This is a genomic window from Curtobacterium sp. UCD-KPL2560, assembly GCF_001705035.1.
GTDB lineage: Bacteria > Actinomycetota > Actinomycetes > Actinomycetales > Microbacteriaceae > Curtobacterium.
This window is the reverse complement of sequence record NZ_MCIG01000001.1, coordinates 167,559-184,701: the sequence shown is the minus strand read 5'-3', so window position 1 is coordinate 184,701 and position 17,143 is coordinate 167,559. Positions and strand designations below refer to the sequence as shown.

Below are 17,143 nucleotides of genomic sequence, written 5' to 3'. Positions count from 1 at the left end.
ACCACGAGGACCCACCGCATGAGCATGACCCCCGAGCAGGCCGCCTGGTTCGCCGACGTCGCCGGCCGCATCGTCACGAACGTCGAGCAGGTGCTCCTCGGCAAGACGTTCGTGATCCGACTCGCCGTGACCGCGATGCTCAGCGAGGGGCACCTCCTGCTCGAGGACGTCCCGGGCACCGGCAAGACGAGCCTCGCGCGCGCGCTCGCCCAGAGCGTGCAGGGCTCCACGAACCGGATCCAGTTCACGCCCGACCTGCTGCCCGGGGACATCACCGGCATCAGCGTCTACGACCAGCGCACGCAGGAGTTCGACTTCCACCGCGGCCCCGTCTTCTCGAACATCGTCCTCGCCGACGAGATCAACCGCGCGAGCCCGAAGACGCAGTCGGCCCTGCTCGAGGCGATGGAGGAGTCTGCGGTCACGGTCGACGGGGTGACGCACCGCCTCGGCGCCCCGTTCATGGTGATCGCGACGCAGAACCCCGTCGAGCAGGCCGGCACCTACCGTCTGCCCGAGGCGCAGCTCGACCGGTTCCTCATGAAGACCTCGATCGGCTACCCCGACCACGCGGCGACGGTGCGCATCCTCGAGACGGCCTCGTCGCCGTCGGTGTCGATCCCGCTCGCCGCCGTCGTGCCCGCCGCGACCATCACCGAGATGGCGGCGCTCGCGCGCACCGTGCACGTCGACCCGAGCATCGCGGACTACGTCGCACGGCTCGTCGAGGGCACCCGTTCGGCGAGCGAGGTCCGGCTCGGCGTGAGCGTCCGCGGCGCCATGGGACTCGTGCGGTCCGCACGCGTGCTCGCCGCGGTGAACGGTCGCCACTACGTGACGCCCGACGACGTCAAGGCCCTCGCGGTCCCGGTGCTCGCCCACCGTCTGGTGCTCGACGCGGAGGCCGAGTTCGACGGCGTCAGCACCACGAGCGTGGTCGGGCAGCTGCTCGTCGAGACGCCGCCGCCCGCCGACCGCGCGGCGTCGTGACGGACCACCGCCCCACCGCCACCAGGTCGCGCCGTGCCGGCGACGCGGCGGACCGCACCGGGACCGTCGCGGGCCTCACCAACGTGCGGACCCGGCTCGTCGGTGAGCGGGACGGCGTCGTGGCCGACGCGGTCGTCGGCCTCGCCAAGGCCTGGTCGACGGTCTGGAGGCTCGTCGGACGTGGGTGGACGGCGGTCACATCCGTGGTCACCGGGTTGGGTTGGGCGGTCGCCCTGGTCACGTTCGTCGCGTTCGTCGCGGGGTACCGGTTCGGGCTGCGCGAGGTCGTCGTGGTCGGCTTCGCGGGTGCCGTGCTCGCGGTCGTCGCGGCCGTCGCGCTCGTCGGGCGTTCGCGCCTCGTCGTGCGGATGGACCTGCCACAGCACCGCGTCGCGGTCGACGACCAGGCCACCGTGGTGGTGACGGCCGAGAACCCTGCGCGCCTGCCGTCGGTGCCGACGACCGTCGAGGTCCCGGTCGGCACCGGGCTCATCGACGTCGCCCTCCCGGCGATCGCACCGCGCGGCACGTCCGAACAGCACGTCCCCGTGTCGACGGTGCGCCGAGGCGTCCTCGACGTCGGGCCGGTCACCGGGGTCCGCGCCGACCCGGTCGGGCTGGTCCGCCGCGAGGTCGTCTGGACGCGCCGCGAACAGGTGATCGTGCACCCGCGGACGATCGCCGTCCCGTCGACGAGCACCGGTCTCGTGCGTGACCTCGAGGGGCAGGCGACGAGCGACCTCTCGCCGTCGGACATCGCGTTCCACGCCGTCCGCGAGTACGTCCCCGGTGACGACCCCCGGACGATCCACTGGCGGTCGACCGCGAAGTCGGGTGCCCTCATGGTGCGGCAGTTCGAGGACACCCGGCGATCGCACCTCGTGGTCGCACTCGGCGTCTCGCGGAGCGAGTACGCGGACGACGACGAGTTCGAGCTCGCGGTCAGTGCGGCGGCCTCGCTCGGCGCGCGCGCGGTGCGTGACGGCCGCGACGTGTCGGTCGTCGTCTCGGCACCGACACCCGCGTACGCCAAGCGCGCGGTCTACGCGGTGCAGCAGCTGCCGACGGTCACGCCGACCCGGCTCCTCGACGCGTTCGCCACCGTCGGGCTCTCCGACTCCTGCCTGCCCGTCGCCGAGGTCGCCCGGATCGTCGGCGCGGACACGGCCGGGATCTCGGTCGCGTTCCTCGTGGTGGGGTCGACCGTCGGACTCGCCGCGCTCCGCCTCGCGGCCACGCGCTTCCCCGTCGGCGTCGAGGTCGTCGCGGTCGTCTGCGAACCCGAGGCGCGACCCGGTCTCCTCCGCATCGCGGGCCTGACGGTCGTCACCGTCGGGTACCTCGACGACCTCCGGCACGCACTGCACCGGCAGGGCGCGGCATGAGCGTCGCGACGCAGACACGAGCCGGTGCGCGCCGGTCGGCCCGACGGACCGCGGCCCGCTGGGAGCCGCTGCGGGTCGTCATCAGCACCGCGGTCGTCTGGCTCCTCCTCGCCCTCGCGAGCACGTCCTGGTGGCCCGTGTACCAGGACGGTGCGATGACCACCGCGGCCGTGACCGCGGTCGTCGCCGGTTCCGTGGTCGCGCTCGGCGGTGCGCTCGCCAGGCTCCCCGCCGTCGTCGTCGGCGCAGCCACGGTCGCGGCCTTCGCCCTCACGGGTGTGCCGGCAGCGGTGCCCGGCGAAGCCGTGGGGATCCTGCCGAGCGGCGCCGGACTGCTGCACCTGTTCGCCGGGGTCGCCCTCGACTGGAAGCGGCTGGTGACCATCTCGCTGCCGGTGGGGTCCTACGAGTCGCTGCTCGTGCCGTTCTTCGTGACGCTCCTCGTCGCGACGGTGACGTCCGTGAGCGTGGCGACCCGCGCCTCCCGTCCGGAACTGGCGAGCATCCCGGCGTTCGTCGTGTTCGGGGCCGGTGTCGTCGTCGGCCCCGCCCGCCTCGACGTGTCGATCGCGACCGCCGTCGCCCTGGCCGGGATCGCGCTCGTCTGGGCGCTGACGGTGCGGCACGTCCGACGCGCCGCGGCCGTCGCGGCGACGGTCGGCGCTCGGGTGCCCGTGTGGCGATCGGTGTTGCGGCCCGCACTCGTCGGGACGGGGACCATCGTCGCCGCGGCCGTCGTCGCGACGGGCCTCGGGCTCGTCGCACCGCCCGCGGCGCCCCGCACCGTCGCCCGCACCGACGTCGTGAAGCCCTTCGACCCCCGGGACGAGGTCAGTCCGCTGAGCGGGTTCCGGGCGTACGAGGAGCGCGGCACGTCCGACGCGCCGCAGCTGCGCGTCACCGGTCTGCCCCGCGGCGGGTTCGTCCGGATCGCGACCCTCGACACCTACGACGGCGTCGTCTACCGCGTGGGCGGCAGCGACGACGCCTCGCCGTCGGGCACGTTCGAGCGCGTCCCCACGTCGGTGGACACGAGCGGCACCACCGGGACGGACGTCCGGGTCGGTGTGCGCGTCGAGGGCTACCGCGGTGTCTGGCTCCCGACCGTCGGCGACCTGTCGTCCGTCACCTTCACCGGCCGCGAGGCCGAGGCGGACCGCGGGGCCTTCTTCTACGACCGGACGACGAGCACGGGCGCGGTCGTCGGCGGGGTCGACGACGGGACGACCTACGAACTGCGCGCCGTCCTGCCCGACCAGCCGTCGGAGGACGAGCTCGCGTCCGCGCGACCGGGCACGGCCTCCGTCCCCACCCCCACCGGTGTCCCCGACGCCGTCCGGGAGCGGGCCGGTGCGCCCGGCTCCGGGGCGCCCGGTTCGGCGCTCCTCGACGCGATCCGCGAGCTGCAGCGGACCGGCTACGTCAGCCACGGTGTCGGCGACGACCGCACGAGCCGGTCCGGACACGGCGCCGACCGGATCCAGGAGCTCCTCACGGCGCCCGTGATGATCGGCGACCAGGAGCAGTACGCGGTCGCGGCGGCCCTGCTCGCGCGGCAGCTCGGGTTCCCTGCGCGGGTCGTGATGGGCTTCACCGCCGGCGGCGACTCCGGCGGCGACTCCGGTGGCGGCGCCGGCCCCGGCGCCGCGACGAGCGGAGGGACGGACACGACGACGACGTTCCGCGGGTCCGACGTCACCGCACGCCTCGAGGTCGACACCGCACAGTGGGGCTGGGTGATGCTCAACCCGAACCCCGTCGTGCGCGAGATCCCCGACGAACAGGACCAGACGCCGGAGCCCGTCACCCGGCCCGAGACGGTCGTGCCGCCGCCGCCCGTCGAGCAGCAGGACCAGGACCAGCAGGCACCGCCGCAGAGCGACCGGACCACGCCACCCGTGCAACCGCTCTGGCTGCAGATCCTCCTCGCCGCGCTGCCGTGGGTCCTCGCGGTGCTCGGCCTCGCGGCCCTCGTGTTGCTCCCGTCGGCGGTGGTCGTGTCGATCAAGCGGCTCCGTCGTCGTCGCCGTCGCCGCGCACCGAGTGCCCGCGCACGAATCGTCGGTGCGTGGGACGAGTACCGCGACGCGTTGCTCGACCGTGGTCACGACGTCTCGCGTGCGGCCACGCGCCGGGAGGCCGTCGTCGGAGCTCCGGGCGAGGGTGGCAGCGGACTCGCGGCGTTGGCGGACCGCTCGGTGTTCGGACCGGACGACACGGACGACGGCACCGCCGACCGGATGTGGAGTGCTGCGACCGAGGCAGTGCGGTCCCTCCGCGACGGACGGACGCGACGCCAGCGGTGGCGGGCAGCGGTCTCACTGCGCTCGCTGACGGGAGAGTCGGGCTGGCTCGGACGGGGACTCCTGGGCCACCGGGGGCGTCCGGGGCGGCGCGACTACCATGGTCCGGAGGCCGGCGAGCGTCGTGGACGGCCGAGTGAGGACGACACACCGTGATCAGATGCGAACACTGCGGATCGATGCTCCCCGACGGGGCGATCTTCTGTGGTGAGTGCGGCCGATCGGTCACCGTCTCGGCGAACCGCCGACCGGCACCCGTGACCCTCGACGACCACGCCACCCCGCCGCCCCTGCAGCAACCCGGCCGCGACGGTACCCGGACCGACCCCGCGTCCGACGCCTGGCTGCCCGAGGCCACCCTCGACCCGGCCACGCGCGCGTGGCTCACCGGTGCAGACCGCGCGGCGGACCGGCCCCGACCGACGGACCGCGGGTACGCGGACGAGGCCCCGCGCGCGGCCCGTCCCGCACCCCCTGCCGTGGTGCCGACGAGCGGGCAGCGGCACGACGCCGTTGCAGGCGGCGACGGCTTCCGAGACGAGCCGTCGGCCGAACCGGACGAGCCGGCCCTCGACCCGGACGCCTACCCTGCCGGACCCGCCGCGGCGACCGACGTCGACGAGCTGACCGCCCGTCCGGACGTCGACCGACCGGCCGCCGCCCGACCGGACCTCGACCGGGCCACGTCCTCCGGCGCTTCCACCGACCCGACAGCAGGCCAGCAGCGCCACGAGCGGTCCTCCACCGACGCGTCCGGAGCGGGCGGGGACGACCTGCGGTCGCCGGCCGCCGCACCGGCGTGGAGCGCACCGGCACCAGCCGCACCGGTGGCGCCGTCCCGGCCGTCGTGGTGGATCGGTCGCGAACCCGTGACCCCTGCCGCGGTCGACGAGGACGTGGCCACCACGTCCTCGACGAGCGCGGGGACCGACCATGGAGCCCAGCCGGGGGACACCGCGGTCGTGGAGCCCCTCGTCGACCGTCGACCACCGCGCCCCACGCCGCTCGTGACCCCGGGCAGTGGTCCGACGACGTGTCACGTCTGCGGACACACCCTGGAGCCGGACGACATCTTCTGCGCGGAGTGCGGTGCGGTCCGCCCCGCGGTGACCGCTGCGTTCACCGGGCCGGTCGTCCCGCTGCCGATCGCACGGCCGGACTGGGCCGCCACCGACCGCGACGAGCTGGACACCGACACGCACGCCGGCGCAGCGGGTGACACCGACGACGCGGCGGACGCCGGTGCGGCCGGTGACGCCGCCGTCGCGCCCGGTGTCGCGGGGGACACCGATCACCACCTCGTCGGCGACGACCGGGTCGACCTCGACGTTCCAGGTGCCGCCCGCGAGCACGAGGTGGCTGCACGTCCGTCCGGACGGGACGACGGTCGTGACCTCGACGCGTCGGGTGCCCTCGACGCGTCCGATGACCTCGATGCGTCAGGCGACCTCGACACCTCGGCTGACCTCGACGGGACGGACGACATCGGCGCGGACGTCGACGAGACCCCGCGGGTGGTCCTGCCGCCGCTGCCGCCGGTCCCGGGTGCCCCGGCCGCGCCGCCCTCGGCTCCGCAGGCGTCGGCCACCTGGTCGTCCCGTCCGCCCACCGCTGCACCGCTGCCGCCCCTGCCCGGTTCGACCGGTCCGGTCCTCCCGCCGATCGGCTCCGTCACCGCTCCGACGAGCGGCGACGCCGACGAGGTGGACGACGACGAGGTCGACGACGACGAGGACGTCGAGGAGACGCGCATCGTCGCGAAGCACACCTCGACCGCGCCGTTCGTCCTGCACTTCAGCACCGGTGAGCGGATCGACGTGCACGGCTCCGGCCTGCTCGGACGGCTCCCACGTCCGCAGCCGGCGGAGCGGTTCGACGAGCTGCTGACGATCCACGACCCGGGCAAGTCCGTGTCGAAGACGCACCTCGAGTTCGGGCGAGACGGCGACGACCTGTGGGTCTCGGACCGGGCGTCGGGCAACGGCACCGTCATCCGGCACATCGACGGGTCGATCCGCCGTTGTGAGCCGGGACGTCGCTACCGCGTCGAGCGCGGTGCCCGGGTCGACATCGGGGAGCAGTTCTTCCTGGTGCAGTGACCGGGCGGTTCCTCCACACGTTCGTGGTGGGGGAACCGTCTCCACAGTTCTGGCGTGACGACCGCGCGACGGTGGGGGCTGTGATGCCCTGGTGCGGTGTCCCCGTCCCTCGCCCGTTGGCTCCTCGTCCCCGCTGCCGTGCTCCTCGTGGTGGCGGGGTTCGCGGCGTCGCTGGGGGGTCCGCAGCGCGCCGTCCTGCTCGCGACGGCCGCGTGCTGTGCGTTGCTGGACGCAGCGGTGCGTCGATCCCCGGAGAGCGGGCCACCCCGTGCTCCTGCAGAGCCGCCCTCCCGCCGTGCGCGCCGGATCACCGCCCCCGCCGGTCCGGATCCGTTCGGTGGCGCCGCTCGGTCCGACGTCGCACCGGAGCCGTCCGGGTCCGGAGCGGGGTGGTCGTCGTCCGCGTCCGCGTCGGGTGGGCTCGTGCTGGGCACCCTGCCCGACGGCACCGGAGTGACGCTGCCGGTCGGGCCTCCCGGGCGGAGCACGCACGTGGTCGTCCTCGGACGGGGCGCACTGGCCGAGGCGGTCCATCGCGGGCTCGCCGGTCAGCTCGCGCGTGTCTGCGCGGGAGGTCCGCCCGGTGCCGACCAGCTCGCCAGCGACCGAGCCGCCGGATCGGCCGACCCCGACGAGCTCCTGAGCGCCCGTGACGGCGGGTCGCCCGCGCCCGTCCTGCCCGGGGAGGACCAGGCCACGGGACCGGGCGGCGACGAGCGTGTCCGGTGGTGCTCGTCCGACGACGTGCACCGCGACGTGAGCACTTCGGTGGTCGCTGTCCCGCCGCCGATCGCGGTCGATCCGACGGACGGATCGTGCACGCCGTCCCTGTCGTCCACCGGGACCCCGCTGCCCGCGGGCAACAGCGTCGCCGTGGGCTTCGTCGACGAGGGGCCGGCGATCGTGGCGACCGTCGTCCTGGTCCCCGGACTCCAGCAGCTGCCGCGGGCGTGGGACGCCCTCGTCGAGGTCAGCCGCTACGGGTGCACCCTGCGGACCCGTGACGGCACCGTCGCGCGGGCCGTCGAGCCGGTGCTGCCGCTCCTCGAGCCGGACCACGTTCCCCGTGTGCCCGCCCGGAGCGGGGGAGCGCCGTGAGACACCGCACAGGTCTGCGGAGCCGTCCCGCAGCACCGCAGGTGCAGTGCGGGGGTCGCCCGGCTCGATCGGTGCTCTGGCGCGCTCAGCGCAGCCCGGACCCCGCGCGCAGGGCACCGACGGGGACGCCGCCGCCGAGCACCTGCTCGCCGGTCGCAGCCATGACGTCGGCGACCCCTGCCTCGTCCACCAGACCGTTGCGCTGGAGCAGGGTCAACGCTGCGAGGGTCCCCGCCCGGTGCGAGCCGTCGAGTGTCTTCACCGCGACGGCCGGACCACCGGGCAGACCCATCACCATGACGCCCTCGGCCCCGAACTTCGCGAGCACACCGAGCCGCTCGATGGCGACCGTGTTCGCCCGGCCCACGCCGTCGATCGCCCACGGGTGGTCGAGCACTGCGTCCACGAGGGCGGCGCTGTCCGAGTCGCTCCGGGCCGTCACGCCCGCGATGCCGCGCGCCAGGCCGGTCAGCGTCAACGGGAAGACCGGTGCACCGCAGCCGTCTGTCCCGACCACGTCGACGACCTCGCCGGTGTACGCCTCGACGATGTCACGGACCCGTTGCTGCAGGGAGTGCGACGGGTCCAGGTACGACGCCTCGTCCCAGCCGTTGACCCGGCACGCGGCGAGCATGCCCGCGTGCTTCCCCGAGCAGTTCATCGCGAGACGACGCGGTTCGGTCATGGTCCGCCCGGTCGCGCGGTCGAAGGGCATGTCCGGCGGGCAGCCGAGGTCGGCCTCGACGTGGTCGAACGACTCGAGCATGTGGAGGGCGAGTGCCTGGTGCGCCGCGGTGCCGGCGTGGCTCGCCGTGGTCAGCACGAGTTCCTCGTCACTGAAGTCCGCGCCGGCCGCCCGGATCGCGAGCGCCTGGAAGGGCTTCATCGTGGACCGCGGCCAGATGCTCGCCGACGGGTCCCCGACGCGGTCGAGCACCGTGCCGTCGGCGGCCACGACGACGCCGGCACCGAGGTGTCGGCTCTCGTCGAAGCCGTTTCGATCGAGCACCGCGAGCTCGACCGAGCCCTCCGCGGTGAGAGGATGGCGATCAGTGCGGACGTCGTGGCTCACCGGCATGGCGCAAGCGTACCGACGACCGCGCCGCCAGCACCGCCACCACCGCACCGCCACCACCGCACCGCCACCGCCACCGCCGCCACCGGCACCGGCACCGACAGCACCGCACCACCGACGAAGGGCCACCGTGAGCGACCACTCCTACGAGGTCTCCGTCCGCTGGACCGGCGACCGCGGCACCGGGACGAGCGGCTACCGCGACTACGGCCGTGAGCACCTCGTCTCCGCGCCGGGCAAGCCCGACGTCCCCGGCTCCGCCGACCCCACGTTCCGCGGCGACGCCGACCGGTGGAACCCCGAGGAGATGCTCCTCGGGGCCCTCGCGCAGTGCCACATGATGAGCTACCTGTACGTCGCGGTCCAGCAGGGCTTCACGGTCGTCGAGTACACCGACACCGCGACCGCCGCGCTCGACGTCCACCGCGACGGCACCGGCGAGCTGACCGCCGCGGAGCTGCACCCCGTCGTGACGATCCTCGAGGCGGACCGCGTCGCCGACGCCGAGGCAGCCCACGTCCGGGCGAACGAACTGTGCTTCATCGCCCGCTCCGTGGCGTTCCCCGTCCACCACGCGTCGGTCACCAAGGTCCGTGCGGCAGACTAGGTCCCCGTGATGCGTCTCCGTCTGCTCCCGATCGCCCTCGTCCCCGCCGTCGTGCTCGGACTCGCCGCCTGCTCCGGTTCGGGGTCGGGTGACGCATCCGCCTCGCCGAGCGCGTCCTCGAGCGCGTCCGCCGCCCCGATCTCCACGTGCCCGAAGCCCGGGTCGGCGTCGAAGAGCATCAAGGTGACCGGGGCCGTCGGCGGCAAGGAAGCGCCGACCGTCACGTTCGACAAGGGACTCAGCGCGAAGACGCCCCAGGCCTCCACGGTGGCCCAGGGCGACGGCGCGAAGCTGCAGAAGGGCGAGTTCGCCCAGGTCTCCTACGCCGTCTACCAGGCGAAGGACGCCTCGAAGCTCGGCGCGGTCGGCTTCGACCAGGGCAACCCCCAGGTGCTCTCGGTCGGCGGGACCGGCTTCGGGGCCCTCCTCGCGTGCACGAAGGTCGGCGACCGCGTCGCGGCGATCGGCGCGTCGTCGGCGCTCGGCTTCACCACCAGCGGCGACATCGTCGTCGTGGCGGACGTGATCGCGAAGACCCCGACCAAGGCGACCGGTACGCCGCAGCAGCAGGACCCGGCGCTCCCGACGGTGAAGGACAAGGCCGACGGCGAGCCGGAGATCACGATCCCGTCCGGGTACAGGGCGCCCGCTACGACCCAGGTCGAGGTCCTGAAGCAGGGCGACGGACCAGAGGTGCAGAACGGGGACAGCGCCCTCGTGCAGTACAAGGGCGTTCTGCTCGACGGCGGCAAGGAGTTCGACTCGTCGTGGTCGAAGGGCGCCCCGACGACGTTCACCGTCTCCGAGCAGGGCCTGATCAAGGGCTTCGTCACCGGCCTCGTCGGGCAGAAGGTCGGTTCGCAGGTCCTCATCGTCGCCACGGCCGAGGACGCGTACGGCGCGAACCCGCGCGAGGGCTCGGGGATCCCGGCGAACGCTCCGCTCGTCTTCGTCGTGGACATCCTCGCGCTCGGCTGAGGCCGTCCCGGCGGGTTGCCCACCCGCACGGCAGAGGGCGGCGAGCAACTGCTCGCCGCCCTCTGCCGTGTCGGGAAGGCGTCAGCGCTGGACCTTGGTCATGGTGACCGTGACGTTCAAGGTGACGGTCGCGTTCGCTCGGTAGGTGTACGCCATACCGTTCGAAGCCCAGAAACTGGTCCGACGGTCACCGGTCGAGTAGCTGATGATCTTCTTCCACGAGCCGGTGCGCGTACCACTCCCGGCCAGGCCGTACGGGGTGCCGGTGATGCTCCGCATGCAGACGCTCGTGGACGTGCATCCCGGTCCGATCGGGTTGAGCGCTCGGTCGGCGACGGCCTCGGCGGCGAGGACCTCCCCAGTACGTGCGTCGACGTAGAGGGAGACCGGGTCGTCACCGTCGAGGAGCGCGTCGATCGCTTCACGAGACTGCGCGTTGCTCAGCGCGCGGAGTCGGGTCAGCTCGTCGGTCTCCGATGCCGGGCCAGCCGCGTGAGCGGCGGCGGGGACGGCTCCGACCAGCGCGAGCGCCGTGAGCGTGGTCGTGATGAGCGCGGGGAGGAATCGCTTGGTCGCTTTCATTATGCCAACATTCCAAACATCACGCCCCGCCGACAAGGGGTGCCTGGATAGGGTGACGTCATGGACCTCCCGAAGCGCCGCATCGTCGTCCTCGGCAGCACCGGCTCGATCGGCACGCAGGCCCTGGACGTCGTCGCCCGCAACCCCGACCGCTTCGAGGTCGTCGGTCTCACCGCCGGCAGCAACCGTGACCTCGTCGCCGAGCAGGCCGCGCGCTTCGGGGTCACGGACACCGCGTTCGGCGCCGCCGACGCCGAGCGCCTGGTCCGCAGCGTCGAGGCCGACGTCGTCCTGAACGGCATCACCGGCTCGGTCGGTCTCGGTCCGACGCTCGCGGCGCTCGGCACGGGCGCGACGCTCGCCCTCGCGAACAAGGAGAGCCTCATCGTGGGCGGCCCGCTCGTGCAGGCAGCGGCGGCACCCGGGCAGATCGTGCCGGTCGACAGCGAGCACTCCGCGATCGCCCAGGCGCTGCGGTCGGGGTCGGACGCGGAGGTCCGCCGGCTCGTCCTCACCGCGAGCGGCGGCCCCTTCCGCGGCCGTTCCCGCGCCGAGCTCGTGGACGTCACCCCGGCGCAGGCGCTCGCGCACCCCACCTGGGACATGGGGCTCGTCGTCACGACGAACTCGGCGACGCTCGTGAACAAGGGCCTCGAGGTCATCGAGGCGCACCTGCTCTTCGGGGTGCCCTACGACCGCATCGACGTCACGGTGCACGCGCAGTCGATCGTGCACTCCATGGTCGAGTTCGTCGACGGCTCGACGATCGCGCAGGCGTCGCCGCCGGACATGCGCCTCCCGATCGCCCTCGGCCTGGCGTGGCCGGACCGCGTCCGGGGCGTCGGCGTCCCGCTCGACTGGACGACCGCGAGCACCTGGACGTTCGAGCCGCTGGACACGCAGGCGTTCGGGGCCGTCGACCTCGCGAAGCACGTCGGGGTCCTCGGCGGCACGTTCCCCGCGGTGTTCAACGCGGCCAACGAGCAGGCCGTCGCCGCCTTCCACGCGGGGGCCATCGGGTTCCTCGACATCGTCGACACGGTGCGCCGGGTCGTCGACGCGCACACGGCGGGGGAGCCGTCGCTCGACGGGGTGCTCGCCGCCGAGCGGTGGGCCCGCGACACGGCCGACCGCGTCCTGTCGCGCTGACGCGCCGACGCGGTCGGCGCCACGCGACCGCCTCCTCGACGACCCGTCGACGTGCGCGGGGCACGCGACCCGGCCGCGTGGCGACGCGACGGGTGCGCGTCACGTGCACCGCGCCTCCAGACCGGACGGGAGGCGCGGCAGACCTCTCAGGGTGCGCTCGGCTCCGTCATGGCCAGGGTCCCGTACCCTCTCCTGGTGACCGTCGAAACCGTGCTCCTCTTCGTCCTCGGCGTGGTCGTCTTCATCGTCGGCCTGCTGGTCTCGATCGGACTCCACGAGCTCGGACACCTGTCCTTCGCGAAGCTCTTCGGGGTGAAGGTCACGCAGTACTCGCTCGGCTTCGGGAAGCCCCTCTGGTCCTTCCGCCGCGGTGAGACCGAGTACGGGATCCGACCGATCCTGCTCGGCGGGTACATCTCGATGGTGGGCATGCTCAAGCCGCGTGCCTCCGGCAAGCCGAGCGCGATCACGAACACCGGCATGTACGGCGCGTTCGTGCAGGACGCCCGCGAGGCGAGTGCGGCCCAGATCGCCGACTCCGGCGGCGACGACTCCCGTGCCTTCTACCGCCTGACGCCGTGGAAGCGCATCATCGTCATGGTCGCCGGTCCCGCGATGAACCTCGTCATCGGTGTCGTGCTGTTCGGCGTGCTGCTCTGCGGGTTCGGCGCCCCGACGACGACCTTCACGTCGAGCGTCGACTGCGTCCTCCCGTCGAGCAATGCAACGGCGTGTGCGCCCGGAGACGCCGAGTCGCCCGCGAAGCAGGCCGGCATCCGGGACGGCGACGTCGTGCTCGCGGTGGACGGGCGGCAGGACCCGACGATCGCCGAGGTCTCGAAGGTCTTCCAGCGGTCCGCGGGCGAGCGTGTCACGGTCGTGGTCGAACGCCACGGCGAGCGGAAGACCCTCGAGGTCACGCCGCAGCTCGCCACGCGTGACGTGGTGAAGGCGGACGGCACGGTCGCGAAGCAGGCCGACGGGTCGACGAGGACGCAGGAGGTCGGCGTCGTCGGCGTCAGCATCGGGCAGTCGCTCGTCCGCCAGTCCCCGGCGGCGGTGCTCCCGGCGACCGGTGCGCAGATCGCGGCGTCGGCGCACCTCATCATCGACCTGCCGCAGCGGCTCGTCGCGGTGTGGAACGCGGCGTTCGGCTCGCAGGCGCGGTCGCAGGACAGCCCGGTGTCGGTCGTCGGCGTCGGCCGCGCGATCGGCGAGGTGTCCTCGATGAGCGGGGTGCCGGTCGTCGACAAGGCGTACACGATCCTCGGGCTGCTCGCGTCGCTCAACATCGGTCTGTTCGTCCTCAACATGGTCCCGCTGCTGCCGCTCGACGGCGGGCACATCGCCGGGGCGCTGTGGGAGGCGGTGAAGCGTCGGGCCTACGTGCTCGCCGGCAGGCCGGACCCGGGTGCGATCGACCTCGCGAAGACGATGCCGCTGACGATGGTCGTCGTCGTGCTCCTCGCCGGGATGAGCGCGCTGCTCATCTACGCCGACCTCGTCCGCCCGGTCGACCTGTTCGGCTGACCCGGTTCCTCCACACGGCCCCGGCAGTCGGGGTGCGTCCACAGGACGCGCCTGACGGCCGGCTGCCCGTCGCGTCCGCCGCTACGCTCGCCCCATGAGCACAGTCCCCGAGGTCCGCGCCGTCGAGCGCCAGGGCATCGACGTCATCGCCGAGTCCGACCGCAAGGGCCGACCGCGGGGGCTGTTCTGGCCGTGGTTCGCCGCGAACGTCTCGGTCCTCGGCCTGAGCTACGGTTCGTTCGTCCTCGGCTTCGGGATCTCCCTCGTGCAGGCGACGGTCGTGTCCGTCGTGGGCGTGGCGTTCTCGTTCCTGCTGTGCGGCATCGTGGCGATCGCCGGCAAGCGCGGTTCGGCACCGACCATGGTGCTCAGCCGGGCGGCCTTCGGGGTGCGCGGGAACCGGCTGCCGTCGTTCCTCAGCTGGGTGTTGACGGTCGGGTGGGAGACCGCGCTGGCCTCGCTCGCCGTGCTCGCCACGTCGACGGTGTTCCGCGAGCTCGGCTGGGACGACGGCGTCCTGACGAAGCTCGTCGCCCTGGTGGTGGTGGCGGCGCTCGTCGTCGGGGCCGGCATCGCGGGCTTCGACGTCATCATGCGGCTGCAGACCGTGATCACCGTCGTGACCGCGGTGCTGACCGTGGTCTACGTCGTGCTCGCGGTGCCCTCGATCGACCTCGGCACCCTCGGGGCCCTGCCTGCGGGCAGCGCGCAGAACGTCCTCGGTGCGCTCGTGCTCGTGATGACCGGCTTCGGCCTCGGCTGGGTCAACGCGGCGGCCGACTACTCGCGGTACCTGCCGCGCACGGCGTCGACCGGCGGAGTGGTCTGGTGGACGACGTTCGGCGGTGCCCTCGCCCCCGCGGTGCTGGTCGTGGTCGGGGTCCTGCTCGCCGGCTCGTCGAAGGGGCTGAACGACGCGATCGGCGCCGACCCGATCGGTGCGCTCACGACGATCCTGCCGGTGTGGTTCCTCATCCCGTTCGCCCTCGTCGCGATCCTCGGGCTGGTCGGTGGTGCCGTGCTCGACATCTACTCGTCGGGTCTGGCGCTCCTCAGCGCCGGGGTGCGCATCCCGCGGCCGGTGGCGGCCGGGGTCGACGGCGTCGTCATGGTCGCCGGCGCGGTGTACGTGGTGTTCTTCGCCCGCGACTTCATCTCGCCGTTCCAGGCCTTCCTCGTCACGCTCGGTGTCCCGGTCGCCGCGTGGGCGGGCGTGTTCGTCGCCGACGTCCTGCTCCGCCGTCGGGCCTACGCCGACACCGAGCTCGACGACCGCCGTGGTCGCTACGGCGACGTCCGGTGGGCGGCGATCGGCCTCGTGGTGCTCGGCACCGTCCTCGGTTGGGGGCTCGTGACGAACACGTACGGTGTGCCCGCCTGGCTCAACTGGCAGGGCTACCTGCTCGGCCCGTTCGGCCTCGGCGGCCGCGACGGTGCCTGGGCGTCCGCGAACCTCGGCGTCCTCGTGGCCCTGGTCGTCGGCTTCGTCGGCACGCTGCTCACCGCGCGCGGCACGGTCCGGCGGCAGGAGCGGGCGTGAGCGTCGCCGTGTCGGACGACGCCTGGCTCGTCGCGATCGACCTGCAGCGGATCTTCACCGGGGACAGCCCGTGGGCGGCGCCGCGCTACGACGACGCGGCCGCCGGCACGGAACGGCTGCTGCCGCGCTTCGCCGGCCGCACGGTCGTCACCAGGTTCGTCGCCCCGTCCCGGCCCGCCGGTGCCTGGGTGCCGTACTACCGCGACTGGTCCTTCGCGCTCGTCCCGGACACCGACCCGCTGTACGCGCTGACCGAGCCGTTCGCAGCGGCAGCGGCAGTGGCAGCGGCGGCATCGGCAGCGGCCTCGTCACCGGGGTCGTCGGCCGGACGGCTCCCCGTCGTCACCGAACCCACCTTCGGCAAGTGGGGGAGCACCCTCCGCGCGGTCGTCGGCGAGCACCCGCACCTCGTGCTCACCGGCGTCTCGACCGACTGCTGCGTGCTCAGCACCGCCCTGGCCGCCGCGGACGCGGGCGCGACGGTGACGGTCGTGGCCGACGCCTGCGCCGGCGCGACCGACGCCGACCACGAACGAGCCCTCGACGCGATGCGGCTCTACGCCCCGCTCATCACCGTCGTCGAGCGCGGGACGGACCTGGTGACGGGCAGCGAGTGACGTCACCCGGACCGCGTAGAGTGACGCGCGTGCCAGCAGTGAACCTCGGTCTGCCGAAAGTCCCCGAAACCCTCGCCCCGCGCCGGAAGTCCCGGCAGATCCGGGTCGGCAAGGTGCTCGTGGGCGGTGACGCCCCGGTGTCGGTGCAGTCGATGACGACCACCCCGACGACGAACATCAACGCGACGCTGCAGCAGATCGCCGAGCTCACCGCCTCGGGCTGCGACATCGTCCGGGTGGCGGTCCCGAGCCAGGACGACGCCGACGCACTGCCGATCATCGCGAAGAAGTCGCAGATCCCGGTCATCGCCGACATCCACTTCCAGCCGAAGTACGTCTTCCAGGCGATCGACGCCGGCTGTGCAGCGGTCCGCGTGAACCCCGGCAACATCCGCAAGTTCGACGACCAGGTCGGCGCCATCGCCCGTGCCGCCAAGGACGCCGGCGTGTCGCTCCGCATCGGCGTGAACGCGGGGTCGCTCGAGCCGAGTCTGCTGCAGAAGTACGGCAAGGCGACGCCCGAGGCGCTCGTCGAGTCGGCGGTGTGGGAGGCGAGCCTGTTCGAGGAGCACGACTTCCACGACTTCAAGATCTCGGTCAAGCACAACGACCCGATCGTCATGGTCAAGGCCTACCGGCAGCTCGCCGCGGCGGGGGACTGGCCGCTGCACCTCGGCGTGACCGAGGCCGGCCCGGAGTTCCAGGGCACGATCAAGAGCGCGACCGCGTTCGGCATCCTGCTCGCCGAGGGCATCGGCGACACCATCCGCGTCTCGCTGTCGGCACCGCCCGCGCAGGAGGTCAAGGTCGGTCTGCAGATCCTGCAGTCGCTGAACCTGCGGGAGCGCAAGATCGAGATCGTCTCCTGCCCGAGCTGCGGCCGTGCGCAGGTCGACGTCTACCAGCTCGCGAACGACGTCACCAAGGGGCTCGAGGGCATGACCGTGCCCCTGCGCGTCGCCGTCATGGGCTGCGTCGTGAACGGTCCGGGCGAGGCCCGTGAGGCCGACCTCGGTGTCGCGTCGGGCAACGGCAAGGGCCAGATCTTCGTCAAGGGCGAGGTCGTCAAGACCGTGCCGGAGCGCGAGATCGTGCAGACGCTCATCGCCGAGGCGAACCGCATCGCCGACGAGATGGGGCCGGACGCGGCTCCCGGCACCGTGCAGGTCGTCACCGCGCCGTAGCACGCC

At 73.2% G+C, this 17,143-nt stretch carries 14 protein-coding genes; 12 read left to right on the top strand and 2 right to left on the bottom strand.

Going from position 1 to position 17,143, the window contains the following annotated elements; all coding sequences use genetic code 11:
• Positions 1-18 precede the first annotated feature (18 nt).
• From BEP24_RS00810 to BEP24_RS00790, 5 genes are all read left to right on the top strand, one after another.
• A complete protein-coding gene (locus BEP24_RS00810) occupies positions 19-990 on the top strand; it encodes a MoxR family ATPase (RefSeq protein WP_065959230.1) in 972 nt (323 codons plus the stop codon).
• Positions 987-2,375, top strand: a complete 1,389-nt coding sequence (locus BEP24_RS00805; protein WP_083229953.1) for a DUF58 domain-containing protein — start codon at positions 987-989, stop codon at positions 2,373-2,375. The genes BEP24_RS00810 and BEP24_RS00805 overlap by 4 nt, the downstream gene beginning before the upstream one ends.
• Complete coding sequence (locus BEP24_RS00800; protein ID WP_065959228.1) at positions 2,372-4,834, top strand: transglutaminaseTgpA domain-containing protein; 2,463 nt, start codon at positions 2,372-2,374, stop codon at positions 4,832-4,834. Before BEP24_RS00805 ends, BEP24_RS00800 begins: the two co-directional genes overlap by 4 nt.
• On the top strand, positions 4,831-6,777 hold the full coding sequence (locus BEP24_RS17320) for a zinc-ribbon domain-containing protein (RefSeq protein WP_290439167.1): 1,947 nt from the start codon (positions 4,831-4,833) through the stop codon (positions 6,775-6,777). The genes BEP24_RS00800 and BEP24_RS17320 overlap by 4 nt, the downstream gene beginning before the upstream one ends.
• Positions 6,778-7,200: 423 nt before the next feature.
• A complete protein-coding gene (locus BEP24_RS00790; protein ID WP_141693303.1) occupies positions 7,201-7,875 on the top strand; it encodes a hypothetical protein in 675 nt (224 codons plus the stop codon).
• An 85-nt stretch (positions 7,876-7,960) separates the two neighbouring features.
• Here BEP24_RS00790 and BEP24_RS00785 read toward each other — a convergent pair whose 3' ends face one another.
• The gene (locus BEP24_RS00785; RefSeq protein WP_065959220.1) at positions 7,961-8,953 is read right to left on the bottom strand and encodes an asparaginase; all 993 of its coding nucleotides are present in this window, start codon (positions 8,951-8,953) and stop codon (positions 7,961-7,963) included.
• A gap of 127 nt (positions 8,954-9,080) precedes the next feature.
• Between BEP24_RS00785 and BEP24_RS00780 the strand changes: the two genes are divergently transcribed.
• Complete coding sequence (locus tag BEP24_RS00780) at positions 9,081-9,557, top strand: OsmC family protein (RefSeq protein WP_065959213.1); 477 nt, start codon at positions 9,081-9,083, stop codon at positions 9,555-9,557.
• A gap of 9 nt (positions 9,558-9,566) precedes the next feature.
• Positions 9,567-10,535 carry an FKBP-type peptidyl-prolyl cis-trans isomerase gene (locus BEP24_RS00775; protein ID WP_065959211.1) on the top strand — a complete coding sequence of 323 codons (969 nt, stop codon included), beginning with the start codon at positions 9,567-9,569 and terminating at the stop codon, positions 10,533-10,535.
• A gap of 81 nt (positions 10,536-10,616) precedes the next feature.
• Here the strand turns inward: BEP24_RS00775 and BEP24_RS00770 are convergent, their stop codons facing one another.
• Positions 10,617-11,117, bottom strand: a complete 501-nt coding sequence (locus BEP24_RS00770) for a hypothetical protein (RefSeq protein ID WP_065959209.1) — start codon at positions 11,115-11,117, stop codon at positions 10,617-10,619.
• A gap of 60 nt (positions 11,118-11,177) precedes the next feature.
• On the opposite strand from BEP24_RS00770, the gene dxr reads away from it, so the two are divergent.
• The 5 genes from dxr (at position 11,178) to ispG (ending at position 17,137) form a co-directional block, all read left to right on the top strand.
• Complete coding sequence (gene dxr, locus BEP24_RS00765) at positions 11,178-12,266, top strand: 1-deoxy-D-xylulose-5-phosphate reductoisomerase (protein WP_065959206.1); 1,089 nt, start codon at positions 11,178-11,180, stop codon at positions 12,264-12,266.
• 195 nt (positions 12,267-12,461) lie between these two features.
• Positions 12,462-13,796, top strand: a complete 1,335-nt coding sequence (locus BEP24_RS00760; protein ID WP_171898686.1) for a site-2 protease family protein — start codon at positions 12,462-12,464, stop codon at positions 13,794-13,796.
• A 94-nt stretch (positions 13,797-13,890) separates the two neighbouring features.
• Entirely contained in the window at positions 13,891-15,336 is a 1,446-nt protein-coding gene (locus BEP24_RS00755; RefSeq protein ID WP_065959204.1) for a cytosine permease, read from the top strand.
• Entirely contained in the window at positions 15,333-15,953 is a 621-nt protein-coding gene (locus tag BEP24_RS00750) for an isochorismatase family protein (protein ID WP_083229951.1), read from the top strand. The genes BEP24_RS00755 and BEP24_RS00750 overlap by 4 nt, the downstream gene beginning before the upstream one ends.
• A gap of 50 nt (positions 15,954-16,003) precedes the next feature.
• A complete protein-coding gene (gene ispG, locus BEP24_RS00745; protein ID WP_065959328.1) occupies positions 16,004-17,137 on the top strand; it encodes a flavodoxin-dependent (E)-4-hydroxy-3-methylbut-2-enyl-diphosphate synthase in 1,134 nt (377 codons plus the stop codon).
• The last annotated feature ends 6 nt before the right edge of the window (positions 17,138-17,143 follow it).